The 15,783-nt window shown below is 42.2% G+C and carries 19 protein-coding genes; all 19 read left to right on the top strand.

Features of this window, described 5'->3' with window-relative positions; all coding sequences use genetic code 11:
* Positions 1 to 10: 10 nt before the first annotated feature.
* The 19 genes from MKY77_RS16240 to lepB all read left to right on the top strand — a co-directional run bounded on the left by MKY77_RS16240 (position 11) and on the right by lepB (position 15,778).
* A complete protein-coding gene (locus tag MKY77_RS16240) occupies positions 11 to 931 on the top strand; it encodes an LD-carboxypeptidase (protein ID WP_339146858.1) in 921 nt (306 codons plus the stop codon).
* A gap of 14 nt (positions 932 to 945) precedes the next feature.
* Positions 946 to 2,046, top strand: coding sequence for a dipeptide epimerase (locus MKY77_RS16235; protein ID WP_339146857.1), 1,101 nt, complete (start codon positions 946 to 948; stop codon positions 2,044 to 2,046).
* Entirely contained in the window at positions 2,039 to 2,959 is a 921-nt protein-coding gene (locus MKY77_RS16230; RefSeq protein ID WP_339146856.1) for a C40 family peptidase, read from the top strand. Before MKY77_RS16235 ends, MKY77_RS16230 begins: the two co-directional genes overlap by 8 nt.
* Positions 2,959 to 3,981, top strand: a complete 1,023-nt coding sequence (locus MKY77_RS16225; protein WP_339149839.1) for an oligopeptide/dipeptide ABC transporter ATP-binding protein — start codon at positions 2,959 to 2,961, stop codon at positions 3,979 to 3,981. Before MKY77_RS16230 ends, MKY77_RS16225 begins: the two co-directional genes overlap by 1 nt.
* Complete coding sequence (locus MKY77_RS16220; protein ID WP_342515382.1) at positions 3,917 to 4,792, top strand: serine hydrolase; 876 nt, start codon at positions 3,917 to 3,919, stop codon at positions 4,790 to 4,792. Before MKY77_RS16225 ends, MKY77_RS16220 begins: the two co-directional genes overlap by 65 nt.
* A 440-nt stretch (positions 4,793 to 5,232) precedes the next feature.
* Positions 5,233 to 6,303, top strand: coding sequence for a competence type IV pilus ATPase ComGA (comGA, locus tag MKY77_RS16215; RefSeq protein ID WP_339146854.1), 1,071 nt, complete (start codon positions 5,233 to 5,235; stop codon positions 6,301 to 6,303).
* Complete coding sequence (gene comGB / locus MKY77_RS16210; RefSeq protein ID WP_339146853.1) at positions 6,284 to 7,324, top strand: competence type IV pilus assembly protein ComGB; 1,041 nt, start codon at positions 6,284 to 6,286, stop codon at positions 7,322 to 7,324. Before comGA ends, comGB begins: the two co-directional genes overlap by 20 nt.
* Positions 7,325 to 7,657, top strand: a complete 333-nt coding sequence (gene comGC, locus MKY77_RS16205; protein ID WP_339146852.1) for a competence type IV pilus major pilin ComGC — start codon at positions 7,325 to 7,327, stop codon at positions 7,655 to 7,657. It begins immediately after the preceding gene.
* Positions 7,647 to 8,105 carry a competence type IV pilus minor pilin ComGD gene (comGD, locus tag MKY77_RS16200; RefSeq protein WP_339146851.1) on the top strand — a complete coding sequence of 153 codons (459 nt, stop codon included), beginning with the start codon at positions 7,647 to 7,649 and terminating at the stop codon, positions 8,103 to 8,105. The genes comGC and comGD overlap by 11 nt, the downstream gene beginning before the upstream one ends.
* Positions 8,089 to 8,424, top strand: coding sequence for a type II secretion system protein (locus MKY77_RS16195; protein ID WP_339146850.1), 336 nt, complete (start codon positions 8,089 to 8,091; stop codon positions 8,422 to 8,424). Before comGD ends, MKY77_RS16195 begins: the two co-directional genes overlap by 17 nt.
* On the top strand, positions 8,408 to 8,854 hold the full coding sequence (gene comGF / locus MKY77_RS16190) for a competence type IV pilus minor pilin ComGF (protein WP_339146849.1): 447 nt from the start codon (positions 8,408 to 8,410) through the stop codon (positions 8,852 to 8,854). The genes MKY77_RS16195 and comGF overlap by 17 nt, the downstream gene beginning before the upstream one ends.
* Positions 8,808 to 9,266 carry a competence type IV pilus minor pilin ComGG gene (gene comGG, locus MKY77_RS16185; protein WP_339146848.1) on the top strand — a complete coding sequence of 153 codons (459 nt, stop codon included), beginning with the start codon at positions 8,808 to 8,810 and terminating at the stop codon, positions 9,264 to 9,266. Before comGF ends, comGG begins: the two co-directional genes overlap by 47 nt.
* Before the next feature lie 396 nt (positions 9,267 to 9,662).
* The gene (locus MKY77_RS16180; protein ID WP_339146847.1) at positions 9,663 to 10,178 is read left to right on the top strand and encodes a shikimate kinase; all 516 of its coding nucleotides are present in this window, start codon (positions 9,663 to 9,665) and stop codon (positions 10,176 to 10,178) included.
* A gap of 32 nt (positions 10,179 to 10,210) precedes the next feature.
* Positions 10,211 to 10,399, top strand: a complete 189-nt coding sequence (locus MKY77_RS16175; RefSeq protein WP_339146846.1) for a YqzE family protein — start codon at positions 10,211 to 10,213, stop codon at positions 10,397 to 10,399.
* A gap of 411 nt (positions 10,400 to 10,810) precedes the next feature.
* On the top strand, positions 10,811 to 11,077 hold the full coding sequence (locus tag MKY77_RS16170; protein WP_010194663.1) for a phosphocarrier protein HPr: 267 nt from the start codon (positions 10,811 to 10,813) through the stop codon (positions 11,075 to 11,077).
* A complete protein-coding gene (gene ptsP, locus MKY77_RS16165) occupies positions 11,077 to 12,795 on the top strand; it encodes a phosphoenolpyruvate--protein phosphotransferase (RefSeq protein ID WP_339146845.1) in 1,719 nt (572 codons plus the stop codon). Before MKY77_RS16170 ends, ptsP begins: the two co-directional genes overlap by 1 nt.
* Before the next feature lie 306 nt (positions 12,796 to 13,101).
* Positions 13,102 to 14,328: an aminopeptidase gene (locus MKY77_RS16160; protein ID WP_339146844.1), complete on the top strand. Its 1,227-nt coding sequence runs from the start codon at positions 13,102 to 13,104 to the stop codon at positions 14,326 to 14,328.
* A gap of 93 nt (positions 14,329 to 14,421) precedes the next feature.
* Complete coding sequence (locus tag MKY77_RS16155; RefSeq protein WP_342515381.1) at positions 14,422 to 15,021, top strand: sigma-70 family RNA polymerase sigma factor; 600 nt, start codon at positions 14,422 to 14,424, stop codon at positions 15,019 to 15,021.
* Positions 15,014 to 15,778 (top strand): signal peptidase I, encoded by a 765-nt coding sequence (gene lepB, locus MKY77_RS16150; RefSeq protein WP_339146842.1) that lies wholly within the window; start codon positions 15,014 to 15,016, stop codon positions 15,776 to 15,778. Before MKY77_RS16155 ends, lepB begins: the two co-directional genes overlap by 8 nt.
* Positions 15,779 to 15,783: the final 5 nt, after the last annotated feature.

Raw genomic sequence — 15,783 nt, 5'->3', positions numbered from 1 at the left:
AGTGGCGAAAATGAAGCCACTACGTTTGAAAAAAGGAGACACGGTTGGTGTCATCGCACCTGCAAGTCCACCTAAACAGGAGAAGTTGAAACGGGCACTCCCTTTTTTGGAAGAAGAACTGGGTTTGAAAGTAAAGATGGGCAAATATGTGGATGCTCCATACGGCTACCTTGCATCCAAGGACGAAGAAAAACTTGAGGATCTGCATGCTATGTTTCAGGATGATGAGGTAAAAGCCATTTTCTGTGCTTGCGGTGGATTCGGAACTGCAAGGATTGCTTCCAACATAGATTATGACATTATAAAAAATAACCCAAAGATTTTTTGGGGGTATAGTGATATCACATTTTTACATCAGGCATTTTATCAAAAGGCCGGTTTAACTTCCTTCCACGGTCCAATGCTAAGCTCAGATATAGGGCTTGATAGCATACACCCTCTTTCAAAAGCTTATTTTCAACAGTTGTTTGACTCAACTGAAATGGTTTATACAGAAGAATTGTCTTCTCTAGAAGTGATAAACGAGGGAATGGCAAGTGGGGAGCTGGTCGGAGGAAATCTGACACTCTTGGTCAGTTCGCTTGGAACAGAGTTTGAACTGGATACAAAGGGGAAAATCCTCTTTTTTGAAGATATTGATGAACAGCCATACAAAGTAGACAGAATGCTAAATCAGTTGAAAATGGCAGGCAAGTTCGCGGACGCGGAAGGTATTGTTATTGGGGACTTCCATAATTGTGTGCCAGATGAGGGGAAAGCATCCTTGACACTTGAGGAAGTCATCTCTCAGCATGTAAAAGATGCAGGCAAACCGACTATGAGCGGCTTTCAATTTGGACATTGCTCTCCGAATATCGCCATCCCGCACGGAGCAAAAGCGGAATTGAACACATACAACAAGACATTAACCATCCAAGCAGGAGTGGAATGAAAGGGGCAGGTAACATGAACATACAGCAAGTCGAAACTTTTCGAACCGCAGTACCTCTGTCAAAACCATTTAAAACAGCGTTGCGTACCGTGTATGTAGCGGAAGCTGTGGTAGTGAAGATCACCTGTGATAATGGTCTGGTTGGATGGGGAGAGGCACCACCTACACATGTCATCACAGGGGATAGTCTTGATAGTGTAGAATACGTCATTCAACAGATATTGAAACCAAACCTATTAAACGCGGATCTTCTGAACTATGAACCACTACTGCAACAACTACATAAATCACTTGTTCGTAATACAAGTGCAAAAGCTGCGGTCGACATGGCCATCTATGATTGCTTGGCCCAACATAGCAGGCTGCCTCTATATCAATATTTGGGAGGGGCCAAGAGCGAGCTTGAAACAGACTTCACCGTCAGCGTCAATTCACCGAAGGAGATGGGAGAGGACGCCTTGCTTTATCTTGAAAGAGGTTTCCGTGTTCTCAAGGTAAAAGTAGGGAAAGACGATATGGTGACAGATATTGCCAGAATAAGAGAAATCAGAAACCGTGTAGGGGACACTGTTGAGATACGCCTTGACGCAAACCAAGGATGGACGGCTAAGGAAGCTATACGCGGCATTCGCAAAATGGAAGATTTGGGGTTAAATATCGAGCTTGTCGAACAACCTGTCATAGCCCATGATGTGGAGGGCTTAAAACAGGTAACCGATGCAGTGGAAACACCAATCATGGCAGATGAAAGCGTTTTTACACCAGAACAGGCACTTCATGTGCTCAAAACGCGCAGTGCTGACCTGATCAATATCAAACTGATGAAATCAGGCGGCATTTTCCAGGCGGAAAAAATCAATAGTATCGCTGAAGCCTTTGGAGTCGAGTGCATGGTTGGAAGCATGATTGAAACTAGACTCGGTATTACGGCTGCTGCCCATTTTGCCGCAAGTAAAAGCAATATAACACGATTTGATTTTGATGCACCGCTCATGCTAGCTGAAGACATCGTTACGGGCGGTATCATTTATAACGGTCGGGCAATCAGTTTCCCGGATGCTCATGGTTTAGGAATCAGTGATGTGAATGTCAAAGGAGGAGTCAGCATTGAGTAAATTTGTCATAAATGTACCGGTAGCCACCGTATGGACCTCTTATGATTCAGCAAGGAAGCTGGACGAAAAAGCTATATCCAATCCTACTGATATCAGTAGCTGGCTGGATTTGCTGAATTTTGAAACAAGGTTAGAGCTGTGTGATGCCAACCTAATTCAATCTCAATTGCTTTACGGGCAAGAGGTTCTCGTTCTAGAGGAAAAGGAAAATTATTATCATATTATTGCTTTGACACAAGGCTCATCGAAGGATGACAGGGGATATCCTGGCTGGGTGCCGAAATGTCAGATTACAGAAGTAACGGACTGGAAGCTAGATAGTCAGGTTGTAGTGGTGACAAGCAATCTGACCACATTGTTTTCAACGGAGGATAAGGAATTACTAGAGCTTAGCTTCCAGACCATTTTGCCAGTAGTGGATAAAGGGGAAGAGAAGGTGAAGGTTCAACTTCCTGATGGAAGTGTTGGACTGCTGGGCACGGATAATACTTCTGTTTATGAAGGACTTGCTTCCATTCCAAAGGGTTCGGGAGCAGATATCGTCCGAACGGGTGAAAGATTCCTTGGTCTTCCATATTTATGGGGTGGCATGAGTGGATATGGCATGGATTGCTCTGGCTTTAGTTACACAATGTGCAAAGCTAATGGTTATATCATCCCACGCGATGCTCATGACCAGGCTAAAGAGGGTGAAAATGTGGAACTTGACGCATTGGAACCTGGCGACCTTCTGTTTTTTGCCTATGAAGAGGGCAAAGGCAAGATTCATCATGTCGGAATCTATCACGGAGAGGGCAAACTTTTACACTCACCGAAAACAGGTAGGGATATTGAGATCCTGCCAATGGAAAATACCATCTACGAAAAAGAATTATGTGCAGCAAGAAGGTACTGGCAAAAGGACGGGGAATAATCATGCAAAAGAAACTACTACAAGTGAAAAACTTGCAAAAATATTTTTTTCTTGGGAAAAATCAAACCCTTAAAGCAGTGGACAACGTCTCATTTGATATTTATCAGGGAGAAACCTTTGGTCTTGTTGGAGAGTCCGGATGTGGAAAATCCACTACTGGTAGGACAATAATCGGATTATATGGCAAAACGGCAGGGGAAGTTAACTTTAACGGAAAGGATGTTCATACTCTTACCGAGAAAGAGAAATTTGCTTTCCACCGAAACATGCAGATGATCTTTCAAGATCCATATGCCTCTTTAAATCCGCGTTCCACGGTAAAAGAGATCATTTCCGAACCGATGGAAGTGCATGGAATCTACAAAAATAGTAAAGAGCGAACAGAACGTGTCTATCAACTATTGGAAGATGTGGGCCTAAACCGTGAACATGCGAACCGTTATCCGCATGAATTCAGCGGTGGACAAAGGCAACGTATCGGAATTGCCCGTGCACTGGCATTGGATCCGGACTTCATCATTGCAGATGAACCTATTTCTGCATTGGATGTATCCGTCCAGGCGCAAGTGGTGAACTTAATGAAACGACTTCAGAAAGAAAAAGGCTTGACCTATCTGTTTATTGCCCATGATCTATCCATGGTCAAACATATAAGTGATCGGATAGGGGTCATGTACCTCGGGAAGATGATGGAATTGACCGAAAGCAAGGTACTTTACAAAAAGCCATTACACCCATATACACAAGCATTGCTTTCTGCCATCCCGATACCTGACCCAGATGTGGAAGACAGAAGGGAAAGACAGATTGTCCAAGGGGAGATACCTAGCCCGATCAACCCACCAAGCGGCTGTGTCTTCCGTACCCGTTGTCCGCATGCGATGGAAGCTTGCAGCCAATCGATCCCGGAATGGCAAGAAGTGGAAGACCGTCATTATGTGGCATGTCATTTATATAATGAAAAGATTGTTGGGCCAGATAAAGTACGGGAAATGGTGGCAAGTGCGCATGATGGGAGCTGATCCAAGCTTGCTAGAATGGAAGGAACGTGTCCAGGCAGTGGTGGATTCCACTGCCGGACACGTTAGTTTTATGATGGAGGACGAGTGTGGCCGGCAGCTGCAAATTGATGCGGATACTCAGAAAAAGGCGGCCAGTTTGATAAAGATTCCCATTCTGATGGCGGCATTTAAACAGGTGGAAGCGGGCCGGTTGAATATTTATGACAGGTATTCCATTGACAAAGAAAATCGAGTCGGTGGAGCGGGAGTCAGTCAATTTTTAGACGGAGGAACAAGTTTTACATTAAGGGACTTGTTGACGCTGATGATTGTTGTATCGGATAATACCGCGACCAATAAGGTCATCGACATTATCGGATTGAGTGCTGTGGCCGAGTTCTGTGCAGAGCAGGGATTGAAGAGCACGAGGCTCGAGCGAAAGATGATGGATTTCAAAGCGGCAACTGCCGGATTGGAAAACAAGACAAGTGCACAGGATATGGTAGCGTGTTTGAAGCTTTTGCATACGGAAGACTCCAAAAGGGCTGTGTTTTCAGATATGAGCAGACAAACGATGCTGTGTATTCTTGGTGGTCAACAGCTTCTAGATAAGCTTCCATTTTACATGGATCTTGATTCGCTGAAGATTGCTAACAAAACTGGGGAGCTGGCAGGTGTAGAGCATGATTGCGGAATTATCACCTTTGGTGGGAAAAAACTGACGGTGGCGGTTCTTGTCGATGACTTGCTTGTTAATTACAGTGGCAAAAGGGCTATTCAAGAGATCGGAAAATTAGTGGAAGAATATATAAAGGGGATTAAATCTTTCTGATGAAAGGTGTGGTCTCATTTTTTTTGAAAAAATAGGCTCTTTTCTCAAGGATTGTTGCTATTACGAGTAAAAAGTCGGCAATTGGACTTTTTTATTGCTTACTTATCATTAATATGCAGGTAGTAATTTTCAGTATAGAAGGGAAAAGAGCACGACAGTAATGAATATTACGGTTGATTCTATAATACGAACAAACAACAAAGTTTACGAAAACAGCCAAAAAATAAAAAACTTTGCAGGAATCTGTCAAACTATGTAGAAAGCTATAAGAGTAGGAAATTCTTCGGAAAGGAGTTTGAGAAATGTAAAACCTGCAACTGCAAAGCTCTTCGACATGTATGTTAAGGCCTGTCCCCCATCCAGCCATGATCTTTATCCTCAAGAAACCAAGCTCAACTTCTCCCATCCAACAAACAAACCAACACAAAATGAGGTGACAAATGAATATTGAAAAAAAGTGTGAAGAGATTGTTCGCCAAGCTATAGGCTTACGTGTATCAGATATTCACATCAAACCACATGAAATGTCCGCCAAAGTACTTTTCCGTCTGGACCACTACCTCTATGACCAAGAAGAACTCCCCCTACCAATCTATGAACGGATGCTATCCCACCTTAAATTCCAAGCCGAAATGGATATAGGAGAAACAAGAAAGCCGCAAAATGGCGCCTTAAACCTTTACATTGACTCCAAACACATCAATCTACGACTCTCGACCTTGCCCACTGTTAACCAAGAAAGCCTTGTCATCAGGATCCTGCCGCATGATGACAGCCACTTCCCTTTAAAACGTCTATCCTTATTTCCGAATTCTACAAGAAAGCTATTTTCCTTAATGAAGCATTCACACGGCCTTGTCCTGTTCACCGGACCAACCGGCTCAGGCAAGACCACCACTTTGTATTCCATACTGGAAGAATCAAAGGGGTTGTTGCAACGGAATATTATTACGCTTGAGGATCCGGTGGAGCGTAGAAGCAAACATGTTCTGCAGGTGCAGGTGAATGAAAAGGCTGGAATAACGTACGCGGCAGGTCTAAAGGCAATTCTCAGACATGATCCAGACATTATCATGGTTGGGGAGATCAGGGATGAAGAAACGGCGAAAATTGCCATAAGGGCAGCATTAACGGGACATTTGGTGTTAAGCACTTTGCATACGCGGGATGCCAAAGGGGCGGTACATCGGCTGTTGGAGTTTGGTGTCACTCAACAGGAGCTGGAACAGACATTGATCGCTATTTCGGCACAAAGGCTGGTGCAGTTAAAATGTCCATATTGCCAGGGGGAATGTACATCTTTTTGCAGGAAATACAGGCATCATCGATTGGCCAGTGTTTATGAACTTTTGTATGGGAGGGAACTGTCCAAGGTGATGGAGGAGTGTAAAGGGGAGAAGGTGGAATTGAGCTATCCTACTCTGAGGGAAGTGATTAAAAAGGGAATAGCCCTGGGATTCATTCATCAAAAGGAATATGAAAGATGGGTGAATGATGGCAAGGGGCAATAGGAGCTGGCCGCTTAAAGCTCAAGAGGATTTCCTTAAACGGATGGGGGACCTCTATACAAATGGCTATTCACTATTGGAAGCGTTGGAGTTGATGAGTATCCACTTTGAAGCGGAAAAGAAAAGAAGCTTGCTGGATGCCATTGGGGAGCTGAAAAAAGGGTACAGTGTTCACCAAGTTCTAGAGAGTCTGCATTTCAATCAGGATATCCTGTCTTTACTGTTCTTTTCTCAGAAGCATGGAAACCTTGGGCAGGCTTTTCGATCAGGGGGAGCACTGCTGGAACGAAAGAGGTATTACCGGGATAAGATCTTCTCCTTACTCAGGTATCCCATTCTACTTCTATTTTTGGTTATTATCATGCTTGTTTTTGTGCAAATGGTGCTTCTTCCACAGTTTCATCTACTCTTTTCACAGATGAACATTTCTTTGAGTCCAGTTATCTCCGTATTTTTCTTTCTAGTTGTTCAAATTCCCATTGTGCTGATGGGATGTGTACTCGGGTTATTTGCAGCTTATCTATTTTATAAAGTGATAGAAAAAAGATTGAATCCATCTCAAAAGGTGGATTTGCTGTTGAAGTTTCCTCTTCTCAAAACCTTTCTCTCCCTTCATTATTCCCATTATTTCACTCAACAATTAAGCAGCTTGCTCTTAAGTGGTTTAACCATCAATGAGGCCATAGCTGTGTTCGAGCAGCAACGATACCATCCGTTTTTCCATTCGAAAGCTAAAGAATATCGTTACCGTTTGGTGGAAGGGGAGAAATTGGAAAAGTTGGTGGAAAGCGAGAACGTATTTGTAAAGGGGTTGGATGTGATTATTGTGCATGGGCAAAAGAATGGGAAGTTAGGACAGGAGCTCGAGCAGTACAGCAAGCTGCTGTTAGTGAAAATGCAGGAAAAAAGCGAAAGGCTACTTGGAAGAATTCAGCCTGTTCTATTTTTAGGGATAGGTTCATTTGTTTTTGTGTTGTATCTTTGTATTTTCATTCCGATGTTTCAATTATTAGGAGGGTTATAAATGAAAAAGCTTTTAAAAGATGATAGTGGCTTTACATTGGTGGAAATGCTTTTAGTCATGTTAGTCATTACAGTATTGCTTTTAATCATGATTCCCAACGTCACAAAAAATTCAAGCATCATCGGGGATAAAGGGTGCGAGGCTTTGCTCAGCATGGTGGATGCCCAAATACAGGCATACCGATTGGATACAGGCAGCGAGCCGGAATCCATCGATGATTTGAACTCGCCCGAATATCTTGAAGACCGTTTTGATGATGACAACACATTAAACTGTCCAAACGGAAATATCATTACTATCGTCAATAAGAAGGCTGAAGCAAATGGTGGGTAATAGATCCTTAGATTCAAAAGGCTACTCCCTCATGGAATCCATACTGGTTCTTTCTCTTGTTTCTATCCTTCTTTCGGTGACCATCCTTAATCTAAGTGGTACCAACAAAAATAAAGTGGGAGAACAATTTAGTGAGCAATTAAGCAATGACCTGTTGTTTGCCCAACAGTATGCCATAAGTACAAAAACCAATGTTAATATCATTTTCACCCCCAGAAATAACTATTACCGTATCCGTCAAGGAACCTTCCAGATCCATGAACTGGTTTATAGGGAATATCACCGTGATATCAGGATAGATACACGTACCATGGGGGAGAGGCTGACTTACAATGGCAATGGAAGCATCAATAAGGCAGGCGCAATCGGAATCTTCATAGACGGAACAGAAAACTATCAATACGTTTTCACTTTAGGAAAAGGCCGTTTCTATGTGGAAAAACTCTAAAGGATTTACATTAGTGGAGGTCTTAGGGGCTCTTGTGGTATGGATGGTAATCGCCTCTGTTCTGCTTCCTGGACTAGTGCGAATGAATCAGGAACGGAAGGGGTTTATCCTCGATCAACAAGCTAGATTCATATTGACGCTGGAACTGGAACGAATACGTACGGAGACAATATTATTTGAAGAAAGTACGGTAAACAGAAACGGCACCTCTTATTCTCTCACATTGGTAGAAGATATCGTCCCGCCGATGCTGTGTGTGTCCTATATAAATTATAGGTCGTTGGAGAAGGAAAGGTGTGGGTATGTCCATCTTTCGTAAAGATGAAGGGTTTACACTATTGGAAGTCTTGGTCAGTTTTTCGGTGATCCTTATTCTCACAGCGTTTTTTCCGCTTCTTCTTAAAAACCTTTCTCTTTTAACAGAAAAAGGGGATGGTATCCATCCTTTGGAGCTTGAGGTGTTTATCCAGCAGGCTACAAGGGAAGTTCGTACTGCGAAGAGAGTTTCGGTGGAGGGGAATACGATGGTCATCATCAATCAAGCCGAGCAAAGGGTCACCTATGAATATTTTCAGAAAAATATCAGGCGGCGGGTCAATGGAACTGGACACGAATTGCTCCTACATGGAGTGGAAAGTATTTCGTTTGAAGAAGTGAGAAATGGAGCCATATTCAGGGTGAAGGGAAGAGACGGAATGATCCATGAATTCAAAGTCGGGGCAATCCGCAATAGTTGGAGTGAGGAGTAGACGGGACAACGGATATATCTTCCCCGTCACACTGGTCATAAGTGTCATTTTCTCCGCCTTCTTGCTCCATCAGGTGGAAAACTACCGGCTTGAAAAAATGTTTTATCATGAATCAGATCTACAGTTTGAATTGGAAGTCATGATGAAATACACATGGGATATTGTGGAGCAGCAGTTAGAAGCGGGAGGAGAAGATATCGTTTCGTCTGTGACATTACCAGAGGGAGAGGCTAAGGTTACTGTAAAAGAACTTGGAGCAGAGAGGGAAATTGTCATTGTGTGTACAACGAGGAATGGGAGGGAGTACAAAGCAACCATTCTTTATGATTTGGAAGAAAAAAAGGTGCTGGGTTGGTATGAAGCAATTAATTTTATCTCATCAACTCACCATCCCATTGTCCCATTCATATAAATATACCTTGAAATAAAGGAGTTAGATACCTAATGAATCAAGCGGACAATGGGATGCCCGTTCAATATATGGGAATAGAAGCCTATGAGTACTTGAGTACCATACCTTAAGAAGTATCGTCGGAACTAAAGTGGTGATGGAGAAGACGCAGGGATTTATCAGAGTTTAACTGAAGGATGTTAATTAGGATCATGTCTTTTTAGTTGCTAGAAATTCTAGCTTCTTTATTCAGTCTGCAGAAGTTATTTGGGTCATGCCAGATAACTAAACGGTATACTTTTCCAAAAGTGTCTCCTTGACTGGAGGCACTTTTTAAATAGGAAGAGGTGGAGGGGGAGCCTGGTTTCCCCTATAATATAATAAAAAGAGGAATCCCAAGAAAGAGAGGGAAGAATAATGAAGAGCATCTATCTTACAGGGTTTATGGGAGCGGGAAAAACGACAATCGGACAGGCGTTGGCAACCAAACTAAATTTCCCTGTCTACGATACAGATACACTTATTGAACAGAACATGGAATTGGAAATAAATGATATCTTCAAAAAATATGGAGAGTGTTATTTTCGCGAGCTTGAAACTAAGACACTACAAGAACTATCTGTGAGTAATACCCTTGTGACAACTGGTGGTGGAATAGTGACAGCACAGGCAAACATTGACTGGATGAAAGAAAACGGCTGTATGATATTTCTTTACGCAGACCCGGAAGTACTATGGGCGCGTTTGGAGAATGATACAACCAGACCGCTTGTAAAACAGAAAAAGAAAGAAGAGGTCATAGATCTTTTTAAAACACGTCTACCTCTATATAATCAAGCACACATCAAGGTGAATACAACCGGGCTGACCTTGGAAGATGCTACAGAAGCCGTATATAACGCGATTAAAACATGGAATAACAGTCCACACTAAAGATATAAGAATCTTTTTGGTGGTGGACTGAATTGAAAACGAATGATTACGTGAAATATGTGACACAGCAGCTTGTAACCTACATGGATCAGCCAAAGGAAGTAAAGCGCGAGCAAAGGGAACTTAAAAAGCAAGAGCGTTCTCCAATCGCGTTTCAGCTCTTCGGGGTGCTCCCTTATGCAATCATGATGCTTTTTAAGAAGAAAAAGAATGGAGTATGAGTCAAAAGTATTGCCAAGCTTTTGTTTTTTATGCTACAATCTCAACGGACAGCTAAGAAGCGTTCAACTAAATGTTCATGCAAATGCTTTCAACATAGATAAGAACTTTACGTGTTACTGATACGATCAGGCATGAGTGAAGAGGTTTTGATCCATACTAAGGGGACGAGTGTACCCTTTTATAGAGATAAGCCCCTCTCTCATGCCTTTTTCTATATTCTTTCCTACATATTCACCGCGATTACTGGTGAAAGCTACAGGGTATAGGAATAAAGGGAACAAGGTTCTTTTAGTTGAATAGTTTCTGATCAGGTTTTTGGCTCTGTAACTATAGGTTGAAACAGTGTAAAAAACCATGTACATTATGTACGATCAAAAAAAATACACATATCCCAAAGGAGTTTGATTACAATGGCAGAAAAAACATTCAAAGTAACAGCAGATTCAGGAATCCACGCACGTCCAGCTACTCAATTGGTACAAACGGCAGGTAAATTTGATGCGGACGTTAACCTTGAGTATAACGGTAAATCTGTAAACCTGAAATCCATCATGGGTGTTATGTCTTTAGGGATCCCTCAAGGCGCGGAAATCAAGATTGTTGCAGAAGGTTCTGATGAGAGCGAGGCAATTTCTGCAATCGAAGAAACTTTGAAATCAGAAGGGTTAGGGGAATAATGTCAAACACGATCCAGGGAATACCTGCTTCTAGCGGGATTGCCATTGCGAAAGCATACCGTCTGGAAAACCCAGAGCTATCTGTGGAAAAAAAGACGATCGACAATGCCCAAGCGGAAGTGGAAAGATTTGAGAAAGCAGTAGAAATTTCTAAAACAGAATTGGAAAAGATCAAGGACCACGCTCACAAGGAGCTTGGAGCGGACAAGGCGGAAATCTTTTCGGCCCATCTGCTTGTATTAAGTGATCCTGAACTTTTAAATCCAATTAAAGATAAAATTACAAATAGCAGTGTAAATGCTGAGTATGCTTTAGATGAAACAGCAGGCATGTTCATCAACATGTTTGAACAGATGGATAACGAGTACATGAAGGAGCGCGCAGCGGATATCCGCGACGTGACGAAACGTGTGCTTGCCCACCTTTTAGGTGTGACAGTTTCCAATCCGGCACTTATATCAGAAGAAGTGATCATCATCGCAGAAGACTTGACTCCTTCTGACACTGCACAGCTTAATCGTCAATATGTAAAAGCATTTACGACTGATATCGGTGGACGTACGTCTCACTCCGCCATCATGGCCCGTTCCATGGAAATTCCAGCGGTAGTTGGAACAAAGAACGTCATGGAAGCCATTCAAAATGACACGATGGTTATTATTGATGGTTTGGACGGTGTGGTAATCGTCGATCCGACAGAAGAAGAAATTGCTACTTACAAAGAAAAGCAAGAAAAGCATGAAGAGCAGAAAAAAGAGTGGGCTAAGCTTGTAAACGAGAAGAGTCTTTCTTCTGACGGACAAGAAGTCGAGCTTGCTGCTAACATCGGTACTCCTAAAGATGTGAAGGGTGTTCTGGCAAATGGCGGAGAAGGCGTCGGTCTTTACCGTACAGAATTCCTTTACATGGGCAGAACCGAACTTCCAACAGAGGACGAGCAATACAAAGCCTATAAAGAGGTTCTTGAAAGCATGGAAGGCAAACCGGTTGTTGTCCGCACATTGGACATCGGTGGAGATAAGGAACTACCTTACTTAAACCTTCCAAAAGAAATGAATCCATTCCTAGGCTTCCGTGCGATTCGCCTTTGCCTAGAGGAACAGGATATCTTCCGTACGCAACTTCGTGCATTATTGCGTGCTAGCTCTTACGGAAATCTAAAAATCATGTTCCCGATGATTGCGACATTGGACGAGTTCCGCCAAGCAAAAGCAATTCTTATGGAAGAAAAAGAAGAGCTTGTGAAGAACGGTACAACAGTTAACGAAAATATCGAGATCGGTATCATGGTGGAAATTCCATCAACAGCGGTCATGGCTGATATTTTCGCGAAGGAAGTTGACTTCTTCAGCATTGGAACGAATGACTTGATTCAATACACAATGGCAGCGGACCGTATGAATGAGCAGGTGTCCTACCTGTATCAACCATACAACCCGGCAATCCTGCGTCTGGTGGATAATGTCATCCAAGCTGCACACAAAAACGGCAAATGGGCCGGCATGTGTGGGGAAATGGCTGGCGATCCAATCGCGATCCCAATCCTTCTCGGACTTGGACTGGACGAGTTCAGCATGAGCGCGACATCCATCCTTCCTGCAAGAAGTCAATTGCGTGGCATCTCCAAGGAGGAAGCTGCTTCCTACCGTGAAGAGATCCTTAGCATGGGGACGGCAGAAGAAGTAGTGGAATTCGTGAAAGAGAAATTTAATGTGTAAACATTATACTGGGGCCAACTTTCCTATTTAGGAGGAGTTGGCCTTTTTTGTTTGTTGCGGTGGGTGAGCTGAAAGTGAAAAAGTCACAATGAGCCCTGGAAAAGTCACAATAACCGATGAAAAAGTCACAATGAGCCCTGGAAAAGTCACAATAACCGATGAAAAAGTCACAATCACCCTTCTAAAAGTCACAATCCCCTAGGAACCAGTGAAATTCTCTTCGTCAAAAGATATAAAATCTCCCTAATCCTACATTCCGCATCCTATGATACAATAATCTCATCAACCAAAAGGAGGAAATACATAGTGCTACAAGAAAAATTGACCAAATACGCAGAACTTGCGCTAAAAGTTGGGATCAACCTGCAAGAAAATCAACCACTTGTCATCAATGCACCGATATCTGCAGCATCATTTGTAAGAGAGGTCGCAAAAATTGCTTACAAGCTAGGGGCTAAGTACGTACATACCGAGTGGAACGACGAGCAACTTACAAAGATTACATATGAAACGGCCTCCACCGACTCCCTCCAGACTGTCCGAGAGTGGAAAGTTAAAGGAATGGAGGAAATGGCAGAAGAAGGAGCGGCATTTATGTCCATTGTTGCATCCAACCCCGACCTCCTTAAAGAAGTTGATCCTGAACGGGTATCCATTTCTAACAAAGCTCAGGCAAAAGCTATGCAAAACTACCGAAAATATATTCAAACTGCTAAGGTCAGTTGGGCGATTGTTTCCGTCCCTTCACAAGAGTGGGCAGCTAAGCTTTACCCTGACAAATCTCCGGAAGAACAGGTTGCAAGCCTATGGGAAAACATCTTCCAGGTGACACGCATCAATGAAAACGACCCTGTTGAGGCATGGAATGAGCACATCAAGACATTACAGGAAAAGTTAAAAGTGCTTAATACGAAAAAATACAAAAAGCTTTATTACAAAGCTCCAGGAACAGAACTTACCATCGAGCTTCCAAAAGAACAGGTTTGGCTTGGCGGTGGAATGAACAATGATCAAGGTACTTATTTTGTGCCGAATCTCCCAACAGAAGAAGTGTTTACGGCGCCTGTGAAAACAGGGGTAAACGGAGTTGTAGCATCGACCAAGCCATTAAACCTGAACGGAAACTTGGTTGACAACTTCAGTCTTACTTTCAAGGAAGGTAAAGTGGTGGAATTTTCAGCGGAGCAAGGATATGAGGTGTTGAAAAAACTTCTAGAAACTGATGAAGGTGCTCTCCACTTAGGGGAAGTTGCACTTGTCCCACATAGTTCACCAGTTTCGAAGCAAGAAGTGATTTTCTATAATACGTTGTTTGACGAAAATGCATCTTGTCATTTGGCTCTAGGTTCAGCTTATCCCATCAATATTGAAGGCGGAGCAAAAATGACCAAAGAAGAGCTGGAAGCCAAAGGTATCAATACCAGCATGATACATGTCGACTTTATGATTGGTTCAGAACAACTGAGCATAAAAGGGGAGACAGAAGATGGTGTACAGGAAGCGATCATGACAGATGGAGAATGGGCCATCTAAACATAAGGCAGGAGAATTTCTTTTTTAAAAAAAGAAGTTCTCCTGCTTTTTCTTTTGATAAAATAAAAAGAAAGATTTTCCAAACTTTCCAAGGTGAAGTGTCGTCTAACAATTATTAGTGAAAGAATGGAAGAGAGGGTGAAGGCAGCATTGGAAGAACCTTTGCGAGGATTTGACCATAAAGAAACACATCTGGAAAGTGTGATGAATCAATACGGAAGCAGTATCGTAAAGCTGGCATATTCCTATGTGAAGGATTTTAATATAGCTGAAGATATTTCGCAGGAGGTATTTGTAACTTATTTCAAATGTCTGAACAGTTTTCGTGGTGAGTCTAGTGTGAAAACCTATTTGTACAGAATAGCCATCAATAAATGTAAGGATTATTTAAAGAGCTGGAACTATAGAAAAGTGAAAATTTCTGAAATGTTTGGGAGAGTGAATGCAGATCCAAAAAGCACTCCGGAACAAGCACTAATAGAAAAAGAATATACAGTTGATTTAGTTGGACATGTGTTAGCCCTTCCTTTGAAATATAGAGAAGTCGTTTTCCTCTTTTACTATGAGGAACTTGCTTTGAAGGATATCAGTAGTTTTCTTCAAATCAATCTGAGTACGGTCAAAACTAGACTGACGAGAGGGAAAGAGTTGTTGCGAGTTCACTATTTGGAAGGAGGTAGAGGAAATGATTGATAAAGAGTTGAAACAACTTAGGAAAAATATGAATTGCACTGTATTTCAACATGCATTATTTTCAGAAAATCGAAAACTAGCGGTATTTCAAAGTATAAAAAAAGAACCCTCCAAAAGGAAGGCGGTTATTTTTTCAATTAGTGTAGTAATGTCACTTTGTGCCTCTCTGTTGTTAGTGGCACTTTATATCGGTCAGCTCTATAAGCCGACCTCTTCCGTAATTACCGATTCAATCACTTCACCCAATATTGAAAGGGTGGTATATGAAGATGACATGATTTTATATGAATGGTTTAGTGATGCCATGGATAGGGGGGATCACCATTTCTACAAAGATCTGCTTGTTATCGACCCCACCTTTTATGAGGTAAATGGAATCAACCGTGGAGATGTTGTATATTTTACGTATCCTGAAGAAGTAAAAAACGATCCAACTATGGTTGATAGAAACAATGAGCCAAAAAGTATATCCAGGGTAGTAGGGCTACCTGGAGAAACAATTTATTTGAAAGATGCACAGGTATATATAGATGACAAGGAGCTTGATTCATTTTACGGAAGAGGTCTGGATAATGTGTATAATCGTCCGTTATTTGAAGATGCGAAAGAATACGATACAAAAAAATTCATTATTCCTGAGAATCATGTTTTCCTACTGGGGGATGCCTGGTGGAGAAGCTTTGATAGCAGAAATTTCGGAGCGGTCCCGGTTGAAAATATAAACGGGAAGGTTTTGGGCTATCGAAAGTGGAAGTAATAGTA

This window comes from Sutcliffiella sp. FSL R7-0096 (assembly GCF_038595065.1).
Lineage (GTDB): Bacteria > Bacillota > Bacilli > Bacillales > Bacillaceae_I > Sutcliffiella_A.
This window is presented reverse-complemented; position numbering and strand designations above follow the sequence as displayed.

What these genes read in the sequence shown, in the direction of transcription:
- MKY77_RS16235 (WP_339146857.1), top strand. Translation starts at nt 946, where the DNA reads ATGAACATACAGCAAGTCGAAACTTTTCGAACCGCAGTACCTCTGTCA.
- MKY77_RS16170 (WP_010194663.1), top strand. Translation starts at nt 10,811, where the DNA reads ATGGCAGAAAAAACATTCAAAGTAACAGCAGATTCAGGAATCCACGCA.
- comGD (WP_339146851.1), top strand. Translation starts at nt 7,647, where the DNA reads ATGGTGGGTAATAGATCCTTAGATTCAAAAGGCTACTCCCTCATGGAA.
- comGA (WP_339146854.1), top strand. Translation starts at nt 5,233, where the DNA reads ATGAATATTGAAAAAAAGTGTGAAGAGATTGTTCGCCAAGCTATAGGC.
- MKY77_RS16180 (WP_339146847.1), top strand. Translation starts at nt 9,663, where the DNA reads ATGAAGAGCATCTATCTTACAGGGTTTATGGGAGCGGGAAAAACGACA.
- comGC (WP_339146852.1), top strand. Translation starts at nt 7,325, where the DNA reads ATGAAAAAGCTTTTAAAAGATGATAGTGGCTTTACATTGGTGGAAATG.
- ptsP (WP_339146845.1), top strand. Translation starts at nt 11,077, where the DNA reads ATGTCAAACACGATCCAGGGAATACCTGCTTCTAGCGGGATTGCCATT.
- MKY77_RS16195 (WP_339146850.1), top strand. Translation starts at nt 8,089, where the DNA reads ATGTGGAAAAACTCTAAAGGATTTACATTAGTGGAGGTCTTAGGGGCT.
- lepB (WP_339146842.1), top strand. Translation starts at nt 15,014, where the DNA reads ATGATTGATAAAGAGTTGAAACAACTTAGGAAAAATATGAATTGCACT.
- comGG (WP_339146848.1), top strand. Translation starts at nt 8,808, where the DNA reads ATGAATTCAAAGTCGGGGCAATCCGCAATAGTTGGAGTGAGGAGTAGA.
- MKY77_RS16240 (WP_339146858.1), top strand. Translation starts at nt 11, where the DNA reads ATGAAGCCACTACGTTTGAAAAAAGGAGACACGGTTGGTGTCATCGCA.
- MKY77_RS16220 (WP_342515382.1), top strand. Translation starts at nt 3,917, where the DNA reads ATGAAAAGATTGTTGGGCCAGATAAAGTACGGGAAATGGTGGCAAGTG.
- comGB (WP_339146853.1), top strand. Translation starts at nt 6,284, where the DNA reads ATGATGGCAAGGGGCAATAGGAGCTGGCCGCTTAAAGCTCAAGAGGAT.
- comGF (WP_339146849.1), top strand. Translation starts at nt 8,408, where the DNA reads ATGTCCATCTTTCGTAAAGATGAAGGGTTTACACTATTGGAAGTCTTG.